Origin of the sequence: Occultella gossypii (genome assembly GCF_019947135.1) — a bacterium.
In the GTDB taxonomy this organism is placed as follows: domain Bacteria; phylum Actinomycetota; class Actinomycetes; order Actinomycetales; family Beutenbergiaceae; genus Occultella; species Occultella gossypii.
Genome location: NZ_JAGSHT010000020.1, coordinates 110,506 through 127,224 on the forward strand (window position 1 = coordinate 110,506; position 16,719 = coordinate 127,224).

At 71.9% G+C, this 16,719-nt stretch carries 19 protein-coding genes; 10 read left to right on the forward strand and 9 right to left on the reverse strand.

The annotated features are described in order from the left end of the window. Nucleotides 1–70: 70 nt before the first annotated feature. On the reverse strand, nt 71–1,096 hold the full coding sequence (locus tag KCQ71_RS20555) for a LacI family DNA-binding transcriptional regulator (protein WP_223409490.1): 1,026 nt from the start codon (nt 1,094–1,096) through the stop codon (nt 71–73). Between the two features lie 123 nt (nt 1,097–1,219). Here KCQ71_RS20555 and eda point away from each other — a divergent pair, with 123 nt between their 5' ends. The 6 genes from eda to KCQ71_RS20585 all read left to right on the forward strand — a co-directional run bounded on the left by eda (nt 1,220) and on the right by KCQ71_RS20585 (nt 5,982). Then, the gene (gene eda / locus KCQ71_RS20560) at nt 1,220–1,846 is read left to right on the forward strand and encodes a bifunctional 4-hydroxy-2-oxoglutarate aldolase/2-dehydro-3-deoxy-phosphogluconate aldolase (protein ID WP_156742217.1); all 627 of its coding nucleotides are present in this window, start codon (nt 1,220–1,222) and stop codon (nt 1,844–1,846) included. Between the two features lie 51 nt (nt 1,847–1,897). Then, nucleotides 1,898–2,998, forward strand: a complete 1,101-nt coding sequence (locus KCQ71_RS20565) for a sugar kinase (RefSeq protein ID WP_223409493.1) — start codon at nt 1,898–1,900, stop codon at nt 2,996–2,998. 61 nt (nt 2,999–3,059) lie between these two features. Continuing rightward, nucleotides 3,060–4,016: a sugar kinase gene (locus KCQ71_RS20570; protein WP_223409496.1), complete on the forward strand. Its 957-nt coding sequence runs from the start codon at nt 3,060–3,062 to the stop codon at nt 4,014–4,016. Between the two features lie 40 nt (nt 4,017–4,056). Then, a complete protein-coding gene (locus KCQ71_RS20575) occupies nt 4,057–4,689 on the forward strand; it encodes a bifunctional 4-hydroxy-2-oxoglutarate aldolase/2-dehydro-3-deoxy-phosphogluconate aldolase (RefSeq protein WP_223409499.1) in 633 nt (210 codons plus the stop codon). A gap of 244 nt (nt 4,690–4,933) precedes the next feature. Beyond that, nucleotides 4,934–5,365: an LIC_13387 family protein gene (locus KCQ71_RS20580; RefSeq protein WP_223409502.1), complete on the forward strand. Its 432-nt coding sequence runs from the start codon at nt 4,934–4,936 to the stop codon at nt 5,363–5,365. Continuing rightward, entirely contained in the window at nt 5,362–5,982 is a 621-nt protein-coding gene (locus KCQ71_RS20585) for a TetR/AcrR family transcriptional regulator (RefSeq protein ID WP_223409506.1), read from the forward strand. The genes KCQ71_RS20580 and KCQ71_RS20585 overlap by 4 nt, the downstream gene beginning before the upstream one ends. 43 nt (nt 5,983–6,025) lie before the next feature. On the opposite strand, the gene mutM is transcribed toward KCQ71_RS20585, so the two are convergent. From mutM to coaD, 5 genes are read right to left on the reverse strand one after another with little or no spacing between them, the layout of a single operon-like run. Continuing rightward, on the reverse strand, nt 6,026–6,988 hold the full coding sequence (gene mutM / locus KCQ71_RS20590) for a bifunctional DNA-formamidopyrimidine glycosylase/DNA-(apurinic or apyrimidinic site) lyase (protein WP_223409508.1): 963 nt from the start codon (nt 6,986–6,988) through the stop codon (nt 6,026–6,028). 2 nt (nt 6,989–6,990) lie between these two features. After that, nucleotides 6,991–7,713, reverse strand: a complete 723-nt coding sequence (gene rnc / locus KCQ71_RS20595) for a ribonuclease III (RefSeq protein WP_372454071.1) — start codon at nt 7,711–7,713, stop codon at nt 6,991–6,993. Continuing rightward, the gene (locus KCQ71_RS20600) at nt 7,710–8,327 is read right to left on the reverse strand and encodes a YceD family protein (protein ID WP_223409510.1); all 618 of its coding nucleotides are present in this window, start codon (nt 8,325–8,327) and stop codon (nt 7,710–7,712) included. The genes rnc and KCQ71_RS20600 overlap by 4 nt, the downstream gene beginning before the upstream one ends. After that, a complete protein-coding gene (locus KCQ71_RS20605; protein WP_308116669.1) occupies nt 8,324–8,932 on the reverse strand; it encodes an ATP synthase subunit B family protein in 609 nt (202 codons plus the stop codon). Before KCQ71_RS20605 ends, KCQ71_RS20600 begins: the two co-directional genes overlap by 4 nt. Next, nucleotides 8,929–9,453: a pantetheine-phosphate adenylyltransferase gene (gene coaD / locus KCQ71_RS20610; RefSeq protein ID WP_223409512.1), complete on the reverse strand. Its 525-nt coding sequence runs from the start codon at nt 9,451–9,453 to the stop codon at nt 8,929–8,931. The genes KCQ71_RS20605 and coaD overlap by 4 nt, the downstream gene beginning before the upstream one ends. Before the next feature lie 152 nt (nt 9,454–9,605). Between coaD and KCQ71_RS20615 the strand changes: the two genes are divergently transcribed. Next, nucleotides 9,606–11,153, forward strand: a complete 1,548-nt coding sequence (locus KCQ71_RS20615; protein WP_223409514.1) for a UxaA family hydrolase — start codon at nt 9,606–9,608, stop codon at nt 11,151–11,153. A gap of 18 nt (nt 11,154–11,171) precedes the next feature. Here the strand turns inward: KCQ71_RS20615 and KCQ71_RS20620 are convergent, their stop codons facing one another. Continuing rightward, on the reverse strand, nt 11,172–11,849 hold the full coding sequence (locus tag KCQ71_RS20620) for a ThuA domain-containing protein (protein WP_223409516.1): 678 nt from the start codon (nt 11,847–11,849) through the stop codon (nt 11,172–11,174). Between the two features lie 214 nt (nt 11,850–12,063). Between KCQ71_RS20620 and KCQ71_RS20625 the strand changes: the two genes are divergently transcribed. Then, nucleotides 12,064–12,894 (forward strand): DUF6807 domain-containing protein, encoded by an 831-nt coding sequence (locus KCQ71_RS20625; protein WP_223409517.1) that lies wholly within the window; start codon nt 12,064–12,066, stop codon nt 12,892–12,894. Next, nucleotides 12,891–14,048, forward strand: a complete 1,158-nt coding sequence (locus KCQ71_RS20630) for a Gfo/Idh/MocA family protein (protein ID WP_223409519.1) — start codon at nt 12,891–12,893, stop codon at nt 14,046–14,048. The genes KCQ71_RS20625 and KCQ71_RS20630 overlap by 4 nt, the downstream gene beginning before the upstream one ends. A 48-nt stretch (nt 14,049–14,096) precedes the next feature. Here KCQ71_RS20630 and KCQ71_RS20635 read toward each other — a convergent pair whose 3' ends face one another. Continuing rightward, on the reverse strand, nt 14,097–15,122 hold the full coding sequence (locus KCQ71_RS20635; protein WP_223409521.1) for an NAD(P)/FAD-dependent oxidoreductase: 1,026 nt from the start codon (nt 15,120–15,122) through the stop codon (nt 14,097–14,099). Between the two features lie 122 nt (nt 15,123–15,244). Here KCQ71_RS20635 and KCQ71_RS20640 point away from each other — a divergent pair, with 122 nt between their 5' ends. Beyond that, entirely contained in the window at nt 15,245–15,844 is a 600-nt protein-coding gene (locus KCQ71_RS20640) for a helix-turn-helix domain-containing protein (protein ID WP_223409524.1), read from the forward strand. Nucleotides 15,845–15,854: 10 nt separating this feature from the next. Here the strand turns inward: KCQ71_RS20640 and thyX are convergent, their stop codons facing one another. Then, the gene (gene thyX, locus KCQ71_RS20645; protein ID WP_372454072.1) at nt 15,855–16,583 is read right to left on the reverse strand and encodes an FAD-dependent thymidylate synthase; all 729 of its coding nucleotides are present in this window, start codon (nt 16,581–16,583) and stop codon (nt 15,855–15,857) included. Between the last annotated feature and the right edge of the window lie 136 nt (nt 16,584–16,719).

Consider the following 16,719-nt stretch of genomic DNA (forward strand, 5'->3'; position numbering starts at 1 on the left):
CCGGAGAGTGCGGACCGGGCGAGCGGAACGGCACGCAGCAGCCCTTCTCGGCGAGCGGCGCGGGGCCGAGTCAGCCTCGCGGAACCTGCGCAGTGGAGCGCCGCACCTGCAGCTCCACCGGCACCACGCGCGGGCCGGGCTCCGGCACGCGCGCCGCTGCGCCCTCCGGCGGCACCTCGGCAAGGAGCAGGTCCACGGCCGCCGCACCCATCCGCTGCGCCGGGACCGCCACCGTGGTCAGGGCCGGGGCGAGCAGGCGGGCGACCGGTACGTCGTCGAAGCCGACGACGCTCATCGCCTCCGGGACGCCGACGCCACGTTCGCCGAGGCGCCCGAGCAGCCCGAGGGCGAGCTGGTCGTTGAACACCAGGACCGCCGTGACGCCCTCGGCGATGGCCAGGTCCGCGGCCGCCACGCCGCCGGCCGGCCCCGGTCGGAACGCGCCGAGGTCCACGATCGTCACGTCCCGGTCTTGGGCCCGCCAGGCATCCACCGCGACGGTCAGGCCGGCGCGCCGCTCGGCGTCCGACCACGACGTCGCCGGCCCGCCGGCGTACCCGATCCGGGTGTGGCCGAGGGCGAGCAGGTGCCCCACGGCCTGCCGGATGCCGTCGGCGTTGTCCGCGGTGACGGCCGGGACCCCGGGCAGCGACCGGTTGATCAGCACGATGCGGCTGCGCGCGGCGAGCGCGAGCAGGTCGGCGTCGGCGGCGCGCGGGGAGGCCAGGATCATCCGGTCCACGTCCGCGGCGAGCTGCCCGAGGACCTCCCGCTCGCGGTCGACGTCCTCGTCGGTGTCGGCGATGATCGCGGTCAGACCGGCTGCCCGAACCCGGTTCTGCATGCCCTTGGCCACCGAGGAGTAGAACGGGTTCTCCAGGTCGGGGATGACCAGGCCCACGGACTGGCCCCGGCCGGTGACGAGCGCGCGGGCGGCCCGGTTCGGTTCGTAGCCGAGCGCGGCGGCCGCCCGGCGGACCCGGTCCGCGGTGGCCGCGGCCACGGTGGTGGAGCCGGCGAGGGCACGCGACACCGTCGCAATGGAGACGCCGGCCTCCCGCGCGACGTCGTGGATCGTGACCACACCCTCCGCCATTCGCACCTCCGACCGATCGCCACAAACGTTTACATCCACCCTTGTCGCCCCATCCTTACCGTGCTAGCGTCGCTGGTCAAGACCAATCCTGAAAACGTTTTGATTCGCGGAAGGCTCTCTCCCATGACCGAACTGCTCGACCAGATCGCCGCCGCCCGGCTCGTGCCGGTCGTCGTCCTCGACGACGCCAAGGACGCCGCTCCGCTGGCGCACGCGCTGATCGCCGGCGGCCTGCCCGTGGCCGAGGTGACGTTCCGCACCGACGCCGCCGTGGCGTCGATCAAGGCGATGTCCGCCATCGACGGCATGCTCGTCGGCGCCGGCACCGTCCTGACCGCCGAGCAGGTCGACGCCGCCGTGGACGCCGGGGCCAGCTACATCGTCTCCCCCGGGCTGTCCACCGCCGTCGTGCGCCGCGCCAAGGAGCGGGGTGTACTCGCCCTGCCCGGCGCGGTCACCGCCACCGAGGTGCAGGCCGCTCTCGCCGAGGGCCTGACCGCCGTGAAGTTCTTCCCCGCCGAGACCTCCGGCGGCGCCGCCGCGATCAAGGCGCTGTCCGCCCCGTTCGCCGGTCTGAAGTTCGTCCCGACCGGCGGCATCGGCCCGAAGAACGTTGCCGAGTACACGGCCGTCTCCGCGGTGCTGGCCATCGGCGGCAGCTGGATGGTCCCCCGGGACAAGGTCGCCGCCGGCGCCTTCGACGAGATCACCGCCCTGACCGCCGAGGCCGTCGCCCTCGTCCGCGGCTGAGCCGCGCCCGCTCCCCACGAACCCGCAACCGTCCACGGAGGACCCCCAGCCATGAGCCTGACCATCCGCCCCGCCGCCGAGTGCCGCTACGACATCGTCTCCCTCGGTGAGGTGATGCTGCGACTCGACCCGGGCGAGGGACGCATCCGCACCACCCGCCAGTTCCGCGCCTGGGAGGGCGGCGGCGAGTACAACGTCGCCCGCGGCCTGCGCCGCGCGTTCGGGCTGCGCGCCGCCGTTGTCACCGCGCTCGCCGAGAACGAGGTGGGCCGCCTCGTGGAGGACTTCATCCTCCAGGGCGGCGTCGACACCCAGTTCATCAAGTGGGTGCCCTACGACGGCATCGGTCGCGAGGTCCGCAACGGCCTGAACTTCACCGAGCGCGGCTTCGGCGTGCGCGGCGCCGTCGGGGTCTCCGACCGCGGCAACACCGCCACCAGCCAGCTGAAGCCGGGCGACATCGACTGGGACCACCTGTTCGGTGAGCTCGGCGTCCGCTGGCTGCACACCGGCGGGATCTTCGCCGCGCTGAGCGAGTCCACCGCCGAGGTGGTCGTGGAGGCCGTGACCGCCGCCAAGAAGCACGGCACCGTGGTCTCCTACGACCTCAACTACCGGCCGAGCCTGTGGAAGTCGATCGGCGGCCAGGCCAAGGCACAGGAGGTCAACAAGGCGATCGCGGGGCACATCGACGTCATGATCGGCAACGAGGAGGACTTCACGGCCTCGCTCGGCTTCGAGGTCGAGGGCGTCGACGAGAACCTCTCCGACCTGGATATCTCGAAGTTCCAGTCGATGATCGCGACCGCCTCGGCCGCCTACCCGAACTTCCAGGTCATCGGGAACACCCTGCGCACCGTGCACTCCGCCTCGGACAACGACTGGGGCGCGATCGCGTGGAGCAAGGAGGAGGGCTTCGCCCAGGCCACGCACCGGCCGCACCTGGAGATCCTGGACCGTGTCGGCGGTGGGGACTCCTTCGCCTCCGGCCTGATCTTCGGTCTCCTCGAGGGCGAGCCGCTGAGCACCGCCGTCGAGTACGGCGCCGCCCACGGGGCGCTCGCCATGACCACCCCGGGCGACACCACCATGGTCACCAAGGCCGAGGTGCTCAAGCTCGCCGGCGGCGGGAGCGCCCGCGTCGACCGCTGACGCGTTCCATCAGGTGACCAGGGTGCGGCCGGCAGCGGATCCACAAGTACGCTCAGGATCCATGCACAGCCGCACCCTGCTCACGTTCGGCGAGACGATGGGCCGCCTCGACGCCGAGGGCATCGGCCTGCTCGACGGCGTCCGTCCGCTCTCCCTGAAGCTCGCCGGAGCCGAGAGCAACGTCGCCATCGCGGCCGCCCGCCTCGGCGCCGACGTCACCTGGGTGGGCCGGGTGGGACCCGACGGCGTCGGTGACCTCATCGAGCGACGGTTGCGTGCCGAGGGGGTGGCGACGCGGGCGCTGCGCGACGCCGCGTTCACCGGTCTCATGATCTCCTCGCGGCGCACCAGCGCCGGGGTTCGGGTGGACTACCACCGGGCCGGCAGCGCCGGATCCCGGCTGCGCCCTTCGGACCTGCCCCAGGACCTGATCGCCGGCGCAGGCGTGCTGCATGTCACCGGCATCACCCCGGCCCTGAGCGCGGGCGCACGGGAGGCGACGTTCTACGCCGTCGACGTCGCCCGCGCCGCCGGCGTGCTGGTGTCGGTGGACGTCAACCACCGCGCGAAACTCTGGTCGGCGCAGGAAGCGGCGCCGGTGCTGCGCGACCTCGTCGCCCGCGCGGACCTCGTGTTCGCCGGACCGGAGGAGGCCCGCCTGGTGCTCGACGCACCGAACGATGACGCGGACCCGCTGACCCTGGCTCGCGCGGTGGTCGCCCTCGGGCCGACCGCGGTGATCATCAAGGACGGCCCCCGCGGCGCCGTCGCCATGGTCGACGGAGTCGAGCACGTCGCTCCCCCGGTGCCGGTGCACGCGGTGGACCCGGTCGGCGCGGGCGATGCGTTCGTCGGCGGCTACCTCGCCGACCTGCTCGCCGGCGCCGACCCCGCCCAGTGCCTGACCACGGCCGCCCGCACCGGCGCCTACGCCGTCACCGTGCCCGGCGACTGCGAGCACCTGCCCTACCGGCACGAGCTGGCCGCGTTCGCCGCCGCCGAGGACGTGGCGCGGTGACCACCGGTCCCCATCCCTCGAACCCACCCAGGAGCCTGACGTGACCACGCCCACCGTGCACCCGTTCACCGCCTACTTCGACGCCGCCTACGCGGCGGTGCCGGTGATGGCGATCCTGCGTGGCTACTCCCCCGCGCGCACCGTCGAGCTGTGCACCCGCGCGTGGGACCTCGGCCTGACCCAGGTGGAGGTCCCGATCCAGACCCCCGACGCCGTGCCCTCGCTCGAGGCGGCCGTGGCGGCGGCACGCGAGCGCGGCGCGGAGGTCGGCGCAGGCACCGTCATCACGGTCGAGCAGGTGGACCTCGCACACCAGGTCGGCGCCGTTTTCACGGTGGCGCCGGGCTTCGACCCGGAGGTCATCGCTCGCAGCATGGAGCTCGGGGTGCCGCACGTGCCGGGGGTGTCGACGTCGTCGGAGATCCAGCAGGCGGGCAAGCTCGGCCTGGCCTGGGTGAAGGCGTTCCCCGCGTCCGTGCTCGGCCCGGCCTGGATCAAGGCAGTCCTGGCCCCGTTCCCGGGCGTCAAGATCGTGGCCACAGGCGGCATCAACGCAGCGAACGCGGCCGAGTACCTGGACGCCGGCGCCCGCGTGGTCTCGCTCGGGTCCGCCCTGGAGGACCCGAGCCAGCTGGACCGGGTCGCGGCGCTGCTGGCATCTCGGGTGGCCTGAGCCGCTCCCTGAGGATCGAGACCATCCGAACGTTCAATACGTCAACCCAGCCCGGATGACCTGGATCACTGCGACCGGACGTTCGCCTCACTTACATACAGACACGCATGTATGTATGGTGGAAGCAGGCGACCGTCGCCGTGGATATGAGGTGAAGACGATGAGTGGTGTGCAGGCGAATCGTGCGGCCCCCAAGGCAGAGCACGGATACGCAGGGCCGGCCGCACCTTCCGGGAGAGCCGGGATGAGGTGGACGGCGTTCCGGGTCGGCGCGATCGCATGGGTGTTCACCGGCGTGGCGCACGACATCCTGGAGTTCGTACTCCCCGTGGATCCTGAGCTGACGGCGGCGATGCGGGCTTCCAACATCCAGGTGGGGCCCGCGACGCTCAATGCCGAGCTGTTGAACCGTGGCGTGAGCCTGGCCATGGGCCTGACGATGATCGTCGTGGGTGTCCTGCTGTGGATGATCGCGGATCTCGTCCGGTCCGGGCCCGAGCGCGGTCTTCGGTTCGGCGTCGTGGCGCTGGTCAGCAGCGCCGCACTGCTTGCCGTCGCCGTGGTGCTGATCCCGGGGCCGCCGCTGGTGACGTTCACCGTCGCCACGATCGCGTTCGCGGTCGCGCTGGCTCCGCGCCGTGCTCGATCGCAAGCACAGGGCGGAGCGGTCTCATGACCGAGGAGCTCCCGGTCCGGCGTACGCAGGTGGAGCGCCGGGCGCTGTCCCGGAGCGCGCTCATCGAGGCGGCCGCGATCCGACTCTCGGCTGCCGGCTACGCCGGGCTCGTCCTCGAGCAGGTCGCGCGCGACGCGGGCTACACACGCGGAGCGGTGTACCACCAGTTCGCGGGCAAGGACGAGCTCGCACTGGCGGTCGTGGAATGGGTCGCCGGACTCTGGGATGCCGAAGTAGGGCGGTGCGGCAAGGACCAGAGCGAGCCCGACGAAGCCCTGCTCGCGGTCGCAAGAGCGCATGCGCTCTTCTGCCGCCGCCCCATCGCACAAGTGATGCTGACGCTTCGCATCGAGTTCCTCGGACAGGATCATCCGGTTGGCACGGCTGTTGCCGACGCGGTCGGAGACCTCGAGACCTGGTGCGCCGAACTCATCACGCAGGGCCGGGCCACCGGCCGGATTCCGGACGGTCCCCCGGCGCACAGCACCGCGTCCGCCTTCCTCGCCGTGCTCGAAGCCGTCGGCATCCATGGAGGTGGCCAGCCTCCACACGATGTCGAGCTCGCGGAGCGTGCTGCGCGAGGAGTGTTGGGCCTGCCTGCGGTGACGGGACCGTGATGGCTGGCCGGCTCCCGCTTCTCGGGTGGCACCACCCGCTCGCTCAGTGGCCGGCCGAGCGTTCTCGGGGCCGCCGCTGGCAGCGCGGGCAGAAGTACGAGGACCGGTTCATGAAGGCCTCCCGCACGATGGCGGTGCCGCACCGCGGGCACGGCTCACCCTCCCGCCCGTACACGGCCAGGGACCGGTCGAAGTAGCCGCTCGCCCCGTTCACGTTGACGTACAGGGCGTCGAAGCTGGTGCCGCCGGCCACGAGTGCCTCGGTCATCACCTCGGTGGCGGCGTCCAGGACCTCCGCGACCTGGCCGGCACGGAGCCGGTCCGTGGGCCGGGCGTAGTGCAGCCGGGCCCGCCAGAGTGCCTCGTCGGCATAGATGTTGCCGACGCCGGAGACCGTCTCCTGGTCCAGCAGCACGCGCTTGATGCCGCGCGACCCGGAGCGGATCCGCCGGTTCAGTGCCCTCCGAGCCGGCGTCGGGGTTGCGTCGAGGGCGGTCAGCAGTGGGTCGAGCAGGTCCCTCGCGATGTGCGCCACGGGCGCCGGCAGGTACGCCCGATCGGGCGACGTGCCTGCGAAACCGCCGGGGCCGCCGTCGGGCGTGGGCACGAGCGGCACCACGGTGAGGTAGCCGAAGGTGCGCTGGTCCACGAAGTGCAGTTCGGAGCCGTCGGCGAAGCCGACGCGCGCGCGCAGGTGCGGGTTGCGATCGGCGCCGGGCGCGCTCGCACCCGAGACGAGCAGCTGGCCGCTCATGCCGAGGTGGGCCAGGAGGGCGTGGTCCTCGGCGACGCCGTCAGGGCCGTCCAGGGTGAGCCAGAGGAACTTGCCGCGGCGCACGGCGGCGCTGAGCGTCCGGTCGGTCAGCATCGCGGTGAGTTCGTCGGCGCCGCCCTCCTGATGCCGCACGGCGCGGTCCCGGAGCACCTCGACGGCGGTGATGCGGCGGCCGAGTACGTGGTCGGCGAGGCCGGCCCGGACGGTCTCGACCTCGGGGAGTTCGGGCACCCTCAGTCCCGCTCGGCGGCCAATGCGCGGTACGCCTGCTCGGCCGCGTTCTGCTCGGCGATCTTCTTCGAGGATCCCTCACCCTCGCCCCAGGCGACGTCGCCGAGGAGCAGCCGGGCGGTGAACGAGCGCTCGTGGTCGGGCCCGGTGCCGGAGACGTCGTACACGGGGGCGCCGAGGCCACGGTTGGCTGCCAGCTCCTGCACGCTGGTCTTCCAGTCCAGACCGGCCCCGAGGTCCGCCGCGGCCTGCAGGGTGGGTCCGACGAGGCGCTGCACCATCGCCCGGGTGAGTTCGAGCCCGTGGCACAGGTAGACGGCACCGATCACGGCCTCGAGCGTGTCGGACAGGATCGAGTCCTTGTCCCGGCCGCCGGTGCCGGTCTCGCCCTTGCCGAGCAGGAGGTAGTCGCCCAGGTCGATGCCGCGGGCGGTCGCCGCGAGCGCCCGCTGGGAGACGGTCGCGGCACGCATCTTGGCCAGGTCGCCCTCGGACAGGTCCGGGTGGGCCCGGTAGAGGTGCTCGGTCACCACGACACCGAGGACCGCGTCGCCGAGGAACTCCAGCCGTTCGTTCGTCGGGATCCCGCCGGCCTCGTGGGCGAACGAGCGGTGGGTCAGGGCGAGGACGAGGAGCTCGGGATCGAGCTCGATGCCCAGGGACGCCATCAGCCTCGTCGCGCTCGGGGCGGAGACGTCGACCGCCTGGTCGTCCGCGGCGTTCATCCGCGCGCCTCCGGGCCCGGGCCGGGCTTGGGTCGGTCGCTCGCTGCGGCTTCTGCGGAGTCCTCGGCGGCGGTCAGACCGCTCAGCGCGGCCCAGCGCGGGTCCAGGATCTCGTGGGCGTGCCCGGGCTCGGCGTCCTCGAGTCGGATCCCGCACTCGGGGCACAGGCCCGGGCAGTCCGGGCGGCACAGCGGCTGGAACGGCAGGGACAGCACGACGGCGTCCGTCACCGTCTCCTCGAGGTCGAGCAGTTCGCCGTTCATCTCCTTGAGCGGCTCCGCCTCCCCGTCCTCCTCCTCGATCTTCGGGTGGCGCCCGCCGGCGTAGGCGAACAGTTCGGTCAGGTCCACCTCGACGTCGTGGATGATGTCGCGCAGGCAGCGCACGCACTCACCGGTCGCCTCGGTCTCAGCGGTGCCGGTGACCAGCACGCCCTCCATCACGGCCTCGAGACGCAGGTCGAGCTCGATGGGGTTGCCGGCCTGGACGCCGATGACCTCGGTGCCCATCAGCTCCGCGGCCGGAACGGTCAGGTTCAGCTCGCGCATCGATCCGGGGCGCCTGCCGAGGTCGTGCGTGCTGATCACGAACGGGCTCTGCGGGGTGTGGCTCATGACTTCTCCTGACCGCCGCGCGGACCCTGGTGGTTGCCCGCGCGGTCCTTCGTCGCGAGCCGGCGGGGTGGGTTGGCGGGGCCGACGCGGGTGGGACCCTGATCGTCGGCGGCGTCCTCACGCACCGCGCGGCTGCGGTTGCGCTCCACGAGTCGGGCCCGGCCGGCCGCGACCTGGGTGTTGATCGCGTTCAGGTCGATCTCGAACTGGGCGAGCTGACGGTCGCAGTAGTCGTCGGCCTCGCGGGACAGCCTCTCCGCGGAGGCCTTCGCGTCGGCGATGATCTGCTCCGCCTTGGCGTTCGCGTCCTTCACCACGCTCTCCTTGGAGACGAGGTCCGCGGCGCGCTCCTTGGCCTTCTCGACGATCCGTCCGGCCTCGGAGCGGGCACGCTCCAGGACGGCGTCGGCGTCCGCGACGACGGTGTCGGCCTGGGAGATCTGGCTCGGCAGGACCGCCTTGGCGGACTCGACCAGCTCCAGGACCTCGGCCCGGTTCACCAGCGCGGACGCGGACATCGGCATCGACCGCGCCGAGGCGACCAGGTCGGAGAGCTCGTCGAGGATCGCGACGAGCGACTCCCCGTGCTCGGCTGCAGTACTCATCTGGGGTCTTCCTTGCTCTCGGTCAGGCGTGCGCTCGGGACGGTGCCCAGCGCGGTGTATACGGCGTCGGCCACGCCGGGTGGGACGAGGTCGGTGATCTCCCCGCCGTAACGGGCCACCTCCTTCACCATGGAGGAGGAGATGTGCGCGAGGGTCGCCTCGCTGCTCAGGTAGACGGTCTCGACACCGGCCAGGTGCCGGTTCATCAGTGACATCGGCTGCTCGGAGTCGAAGTCCGCGCCGCCTCGCAGGCCCTTGACGATGGCCGACGCACCCAGGTCCCGGCACACGTCCGCGATCAGGCCGGGCGCGGTGAGCACCCGCGCGCCGGGCAGATCCGTGACGGCCGCGGAGAACAGATCCCGGCGCTGGTCCACAGTGAGCAGGGTGGTCTTGGCGGCGTTGATGCCGATGACCACCACGACCTCGTCGAAGAGGGTGAGCGCCCGGCGCACGATGTCGAGGTGTCCCAGGGTCACCGGGTCGAAGGAACCCGGGCACACGGCGATTCGAGACGTCACCCCGTTAACGTACCGCCACCGCGGGCCCTGGCCACTTCTGCCGGGCCCCGCCGCCCACCGCCGAGGCCTGACCCGTCATCGGGAAGCGGTTTCTCATATATGGTGGGAACGGTTGCGGCACGTTTGCCGTCCCTCGTCTGCAAAGGCTCACGATGACCGACCTGCCCCTGCCCCTGCGCGACGTCGCCCTGTTGCTGCGCCCCGACGACTCCGTGGCCGTCGCCACCCGCGACCTCGCCACCGGAACCTCCCTGACGCTGGCCGACGGCGCACCGTTGACCGTCCTGGTGGACGTGCCCCGGGGGCACAAGGTCGCCGTCCGGGACGTGGCCGAGGGCGGACAGGTTCTCAAGTACGGGCAGTCCATCGGCCGCGCGACCGCGCCGATCGCGGCCGGCGAGCACATCCACTCCCACAACCTGGGCATGGATGCCACCGAGCGCGAACACGAGTTCGGCACCGCCCGGGTCACGCCCGAGGCACCGGCGGACCTGCCCCGGACGTTCCTCGGCTATCACCGCGCGGACGGACGCGTGGCCACCCGCAACTTCATCGGCGTGATCACGTCGGTGAACTGCTCGGCGAGCGCGGCCAAGATGATCGCGGACCAGTTCCGTGGCGTGGCCATGGACGCCTACCCGAACGTCGACGGCGTCATGGCCATCACCCACCAGAGCGGCTGCGGCCTGGTGCCCGCCTCCGAGGGCGGGCAGATGCTGCTGCGGACCCTGCGCGGGTACGCCCAGCACCCGAACTTCGGCGGGCTGCTGGTCCTCGGCCTCGGCTGCGAGATGATCCCGGTCTCCTCCCTCGCGGAGGGCCTGGACCTGCCCGAAGGGCTGCTCGTGGAGACCATGACCATCCAGGACAGCGGCGGCGTGCGCGCCACGGTGCGGGCCGGCGTCGAGAAGATCAAGGAGATGCTGCCCCGGGTCAACGAGGCCACCCGCGCCCCCGCGGACATCTCCCACCTGGTCCTCGGCCTGAACTGCGGCGGCTCCGACGGCTACTCCGGGATCACCGCGAACCCGGCGCTCGGCGTGGCCTCGGACATGCTCGTGGCGGCCGGTGCGACGTCCGTGCTCGCCGAGACCCCCGAGGTGTACGGCGCCGAGCACCTGCTCACCCGCCGGGCCACGACCCCCGAGGTGGGTCAGAAGCTGCTGGACCGGATCGAGTGGTGGAAGGCCTACACCGAGGCCGGCGAGGGCACCCTCGACAACAATCCGTCCCCGGGCAACAAGGCCGGCGGGCTCACCACGATCCTGGAGAAGTCCCTCGGCGCGGTCGCCAAGGGCGGCACGGCCGAGATGACGGCGGTCTACGAGTACGCGGAGCCCATCACGGACAAGGGATTCACGTTCATGGACACCCCCGGCTACGACCCGGTCTCGGTGACCGGGCTGGTGGCCGGTGGCGCGACGGTGGTCTGCTTCACCACCGGCCGTGGCTCGGTGTTCGGATGCAAGCCGACGCCGTCGATCAAGCTCGCCACGAACACCGAGATGTTCGACCGGATGTCCGAGGACATGGACATCAACTGCGGCCGGATCGTCGACGGCACGGCTTCCTTGGAGGACGTGGGCCGGGAGATCTTCGAGAAGATCATCGCGGTGGCCTCCGGTGAGCAGACCGTCAGCGAGGACCTCGACATCGGCCAGGAGGAGTTCATCCCCTGGCACGTCGGCGCCGTCACCTGACCCGCGGGTGGAGTTGCGTCATCCGGTCCGGCGCAGCAGCCAGTCCACCTCGCGACGCAGGAGTTCGATACGCCCGGCTTGGGCGTAGGCCCGTGGGTCATGGCCGAAAGCGTCGTAGACCACGCGGGCGTCGCCATGCTCGCGCGCCCAGACGAGCGGATGGTCCTGCTCGTCGTGGGTGTGGGTGACGAGGACGGTCACGTCCGGCGCGGTCTCGAGGTAGGAGTACCGCTCGTCGGTGACCTCGAAGTCGCCAAGACCCGCGGCGATCGGGTGGTCGGCGCCGGTCACCCGCACCACGGTGGTGTCCAGGGGCGGGTGCATCGAGATACCCGGCACCCATCGGCCACCGAGGACCTCGGCCCACTCGGGCGTCTCGAAGAAGGTGTTGGATGCCGCGTGCGTGGCCAGGACCGGCCGGCCGGCGCGAGCGAACCCGAGCACCGCCTCACGCGCATGCCCTTCCGCCAGGTCGGGTGCGGGCGTGCTGCCCCCACCGGCATCGACCACGAGCAGGGACACGTCGTCGAACGAGAAGGTCGCCTCGTCGGTGCCGCTGATCGTGGCGGACAGGCCCAGCTCCCCGAGTCGCTTCACGATCTCGGCCGAGGTGCCCGCGAAGTCATGCCACGGGTCGGCGTAGCGCCCCACCCCGGTGAGCACGACGGCGGTGCGTGGGTTCTGGTCGGTGCTCATCGGTCGCCCTCCGGGTCCTGCTGGTGGTCTCGTCGAGTTCGGCGGACCAGTGCGGCATCTCGCACGAACCTATCGGTGCCCAGGATTCCCGGTGGCCCCCACCTTGACCCACCGGCCCAAGGGCGACTCGGTAAGCGGTTTCCGGTAGCATGTCCGCGTCAGCCGTACCCGCACCTCGTCCAGGACGCGGACCCGAGGCAACCGAAGGAGTTCCGTGACCGCACTGCACATCGGTGCGCGCGCCGTCGCCACCTACAACGACGGCCAGGACCTGGCCCAGCACCTCTCCCCACGGCCCTACCTGCACCCGGTGACGACGCTCGAGGGCACCGTGCTCACCGAGGTCGAACCGGAGGACCACCCTCACCACCATGGGGTGAGCAACGCCGTCGTCGAGGTGAACGGGCACATGTTCTGGGGCGGCGGGTCCTACGTGCATCCGACCGGCTACGAGCTGCTCGAGAACCACGGCCGCCAGGTGCCGCGCAGCATCGACACCACCGACCACCGCATCACCCAGACGCTTGAGTGGCTCGGCAGCGACGGCGAGCACGTCCTCACCGAGGACCGCGAGGTCACCGCGGACCTGCTCCCGGAGCACCCGGCCTGGGCGCTGCGCTGGCACAGCACGCTGCATGCCGACGCCGGTGACCTCGAGCTCGGCTCTCCGGCGACCCGCGGGCGCACCGGCGCCGGGTACGGCGGGCTGTTCTGGCGGCTCTCGGCCGCATCGATCGCCACCACGGCAACCACGGCCGACGGCGACCCTGCCCTGGGCTCGACGTCGCCCTGGCTCCTGCTCACCCAGGCGCGCGAGAGGGGTCCGGTCTCCCTGTTGCTGGCGCAGCCCTCCGGGCAGGTGCTGCCGTGGTTCGTGCGAACGGACGGGTACGTCGGTGCGGGACCGGCCATCGCCTGGGACGCGCCCCGGACCATCGCCGCCGGGACGAGCCTGGACCTGCACCTGTGGGCGCTGCTCGTGGACGGCAGCCTGTCGCCCGAGACCGCCCAGGCCCACTGCGACCGGCTGGAGCGACTGCCATGACCGCCACCTTCGCCGTCGTCGGCATCCACGGGTTCGGCAGCCACCACCTGCGTGAGCTCGTCGGGCTGACCGCGGACGGCCTCGCCGAGGTCATCGCCGTCGCCGACCCGCGCGGCGCCGAGGGCGCCGAGAACGTGCCCGCGACGGCCCGTGCCTACCCGGATCTGACCGCACTGCTCGCGGCCGAGAGCCCGGACGTCGTGATCATCGCGACGCCGATCCACACGCACCTTCCGCTCGCCGTCGAGGCACTGCGGGCCGGCTCCCACGTGCTCCTGGAGAAGCCGACGACGGCGTCCCTCGCCGAGCTCGACGAACTGATCGCGGTCTCGGCCGAGACCGGCTTGTCGGTGCAGGTCGGCTTCCAGAGCTTCGGGTCGCATGCGCTGCCGGCCATCGACGCGCTCATCGCCGGCGGCGAGATCGGCGAACTCGTCGGCGTCGGCGGCGTGGGTACCTGGCTGCGGGACACGCGGTACTACGCCCGCTCCCGCTGGGCCGGGCGGCGCACCCTTGACGGTGTGGCGGTGGTCGACGGCGCCGTCACGAACCCGCTCGCGCACGCCGTGGCCACCGCGCTGCGGATCGCGGGCGCGACCACCTCGGCGGACGTCGCCGAGGTGGTCGTGGACCTGTACCGCGCGCACGACATCGAGGCCGATGACACGTCGGCCGTGCGGTTGCGCACCATGAGCGGCATCCCGGTCGCGCTCGGGCTCTCCCTGACGTCTGCGACCCAGAGCGCGGCGAGGCTGATCGTGCGCGGCACCCGCGGTACGGCCGAGTTCCGCTACACCGACGACGTCCTGACCGTCCGCACGCCCGACGGCGAGCGCACCGAGAGATTCGACCGGACCAGTCTGCAGCGCAACCTCGTCGACCACATCACCACCGGAGCGCCCCTGCTTGCCGACGCCCGGCACACCGGGGCGTTCATCCGCGTGCTCGAGGCGGTCCGCACCGCGCCGGACCCCGCGCCGATCCCCGCCGAGTTCGTGCAGTGGCGCGACGACGAGCACGGCCGCCACCCGGTGGTGACCGACGTCGAGCAGTGGTGCGAGCGCGTCGCGAGCGAGTATGCGACATTCACCGAGCTCGGGGCGCCGTGGGCCAGGAGCAGCTCCCCGACCGGTTCGCAGCAGCCCTCGACCTGATCGGCGAGGGCCGACCGCCCGCAGGCCGAGGACCGCCGCGCCGTTGACTCAGGCCGGCGCGAGCCGCGCCGACTCGACCGCCGCCGCGGTGTCCTGCGTCACCAGGGCGGCGTTGATCTGTGCACCGGCCCGCATCCCGGCCGCAGCCGCCGTGATCACCTGCGTGCTCACGTCGGCCACGTTCCCGGCCGCCCAGATCCCCGGCACCGACGTCTCGCCCTTCGCGTCGGTGGGCAGGTACGTCCCGAACAGGGCCTCGCCCATCCGGAACTCCTCGGCGCTCAGCCCGAGGCCCTCGAGCGGACCGACCGGCGCGAACACCCGGGTCTGCACGGCGAGGGCCGACCTGGGCACGAACGCGCCGGACGCCAGCCGAACCCCGGTGAGCCGGTCGTCGGCGCTCTCCACCGCGGCGACGGCGCCGTCGACGACCGCGATGCCCCGCGCCGTCAGCTGCTCCCACTCGGTCTCCGTCGGCTCGAGCACATCGTTGAGGAACAGCGTCACGTCCGCGCTCCACTGCCGCAGCAGCAGCACCTGGTGCATCGCCATCGGCGAGGACGCGAGCACCCCGATCGGAAGGTCCCGGACCTCCCAGCCGTGGCAGTACGGGCAGTGCAGCACGTCCCGTCCGAAGCGCTCCGCCAGGCCCGGGACGTCGGGCAGCTCATCGCGGGCACCGGCGGCGAGCAGTACCTGCCGGGCGCCGGTGCGGCGGCCGTCGGCGAGGGTGATCTCGAAGCCTTCCGTCTCGGCCCGCCCGACGGCGGTGACCGCCCCGGCGGTGATCTCGCCGCCGTAGCCGCTCACCTCGGCGCGGCCGATGGCCAGTAGTTCGCCCGGTGGCGTGCCCTCACGGCCGAGGTAGTTGTGGACGCCGTCCGCGGGCGTGTTGCGCGGTTGCCCGGCGTCGACGACGAGGACGCTGCGACGAGCGCGGGAGAGGGTCAGGGCGGCGCTCAGACCCGCTGCCGCGCCGCCGATCACCACCACGTCGTAGCGGCTGCGCAGTCCGGGCGCGTCGGGTGCCGGGCTCGGGCCGGGCGTCGGGTCTGGGTTCGGATTCGTCTGCATGAAGGGCTCCTGGCGTCGGTCGGCCGGGACATCCGGCACTGTTGAGAACTGATCTCGTTTAGTAGTTCACACCACACCGCCGCGAGCGCCAACGATCTTTGCCGGTCTGGCAAACTCGACCCATGACCTCAACAGCCACCGAACTCGGCGACGTGCTGGACGCCGTCGGCCCGCGGTTGCGCTCCCTGCGCACCCGCCGCGGCACCAGCCTCAGCGAGTTGTCGCGGACCACCGGGATCTCCGTGAGCACCCTGTCCCGCCTGGAGACCGGACAGCGGCGCCCGACGCTGGAGCTCCTGCTGCCGCTCGCCCGCGCCTATCAGGTGACCCTCGACGACCTCGTCGGCGCGCCCGAGACCGCGGACCCACGCGTCCACATCCGGCCCGTCGTCCACCACGGTGTGACTCACGTGCCGCTCACCCGGCGGGTCGGCGGACAGCTCGCGGCGAAACTGATCCTGCCGCCGGTCGACGTCGTCACGCCGCCGGACCTGCAGACCCACGAAGGCTACGAGTGGCTGTACGTCCTGAGCGGGCGGCTGCGCCTGGTCCTCGGCGAGCACGACGTGGTGCTGACCGAGGGTGAGGTGGCCGAGTTCAACTGCCGCACTCCGCACTGGTTCGGCAACCCCGGCCGCGGGACGACGGAACTGCTGAGCATCTTCGGACCGCAGGGCGAACGCATCCACGTGCGGGCCCGCCCCAAGAGCAGGCAGGGATAACGCGCGCTCCCTAGGGTGCCACCCGTCCGTTCTCGTTGAAGGCCTCGTGGGTGAGCGGCATGAGGCCGGCCCAGAAGGCTTCCATCTGCTCCGCCACCATCTCGATCTCACGCTGTGGGAACGACGGGAATCGGCTGCCCTCGCTCTTCGTGCGCAGGGAGACGAAGTTCATGAGCGCGCGGGCGTTCATCGTCACGTACATCGAGGAGTAGATCGTGACCGGGAGGACGATGCGAGCGACCTCGCGGGCGACACCGGCGTCCAGCATCCGCTGGTAGGAGCCGAAGGCCTCGGTGCAGACGGCGCGGACCTCGGCGGAGACGAGGTCGGTCTGCTCGGCCGTCCCCGGGAGGAAGTCGTAGGCACCGGCCTTGCCCACCTGCACGAGATTGCGCTCGGGGCCGGGCACGTAGAAGACCGGGTTCAGCTCCCGGTACCGTCCGCTCTCCTCGTTGTAGGAGGCGATGCGGTGACGCATGAACTCGCGGAAGACGAAGATCGGCGCCTGCACGTAGAACGTCATCGAGTTGTGCTCGAACGGCGATCCGTGACGGTCGCGCATGAGGTAGTTGATCAGGCCCTTCGAGCGGGAGGCGTCGAGACTCGTGTCCTGGGCGGAGCCGAGGGTCTGCTCGCCCTGCGTCGACACCCGGGCGGCGAAGAGGACGTCGGAATCCGACGCGCTCGAGCGGACGAGTTCGACGGACACATCGGACCGGAACGAGATCTCTTGAGCCACGAGTTTCACCATAGCGAGCACGCCGACCCGCTCCGCGCACTCGGCCGGCCGGGATCGTTGGGGTACCGTTGACGACATGCATCAGATGTCGCGCTTCGCCGCCGCCGCACGAGCTCCTCGCTCGCCGGCTGCCGCT

What these genes read in the sequence shown, in the direction of transcription:
- eda (WP_156742217.1), top strand. Translation starts at nt 1,220, where the DNA reads ATGACCGAACTGCTCGACCAGATCGCCGCCGCCCGGCTCGTGCCGGTC.
- KCQ71_RS20630 (WP_223409519.1), top strand. Translation starts at nt 12,891, where the DNA reads ATGACCGCCACCTTCGCCGTCGTCGGCATCCACGGGTTCGGCAGCCAC.
- KCQ71_RS20605 (WP_308116669.1), bottom strand. Translation starts at nt 8,932, where the DNA reads ATGAGTACTGCAGCCGAGCACGGGGAGTCGCTCGTCGCGATCCTCGAC.
- KCQ71_RS20635 (WP_223409521.1), bottom strand. Translation starts at nt 15,122, where the DNA reads ATGCAGACGAATCCGAACCCAGACCCGACGCCCGGCCCGAGCCCGGCA.
- KCQ71_RS20555 (WP_223409490.1), bottom strand. Translation starts at nt 1,096, where the DNA reads ATGGCGGAGGGTGTGGTCACGATCCACGACGTCGCGCGGGAGGCCGGC.
- KCQ71_RS20585 (WP_223409506.1), top strand. Translation starts at nt 5,362, where the DNA reads ATGACCGAGGAGCTCCCGGTCCGGCGTACGCAGGTGGAGCGCCGGGCG.
- KCQ71_RS20565 (WP_223409493.1), top strand. Translation starts at nt 1,898, where the DNA reads ATGAGCCTGACCATCCGCCCCGCCGCCGAGTGCCGCTACGACATCGTC.
- KCQ71_RS20640 (WP_223409524.1), top strand. Translation starts at nt 15,245, where the DNA reads ATGACCTCAACAGCCACCGAACTCGGCGACGTGCTGGACGCCGTCGGC.
- KCQ71_RS20600 (WP_223409510.1), bottom strand. Translation starts at nt 8,327, where the DNA reads ATGAGCCACACCCCGCAGAGCCCGTTCGTGATCAGCACGCACGACCTC.
- KCQ71_RS20570 (WP_223409496.1), top strand. Translation starts at nt 3,060, where the DNA reads ATGCACAGCCGCACCCTGCTCACGTTCGGCGAGACGATGGGCCGCCTC.
- KCQ71_RS20580 (WP_223409502.1), top strand. Translation starts at nt 4,934, where the DNA reads ATGAGGTGGACGGCGTTCCGGGTCGGCGCGATCGCATGGGTGTTCACC.
- KCQ71_RS20620 (WP_223409516.1), bottom strand. Translation starts at nt 11,849, where the DNA reads ATGAGCACCGACCAGAACCCACGCACCGCCGTCGTGCTCACCGGGGTG.
- rnc (WP_372454071.1), bottom strand. Translation starts at nt 7,713, where the DNA reads ATGAACGCCGCGGACGACCAGGCGGTCGACGTCTCCGCCCCGAGCGCG.
- KCQ71_RS20615 (WP_223409514.1), top strand. Translation starts at nt 9,606, where the DNA reads ATGACCGACCTGCCCCTGCCCCTGCGCGACGTCGCCCTGTTGCTGCGC.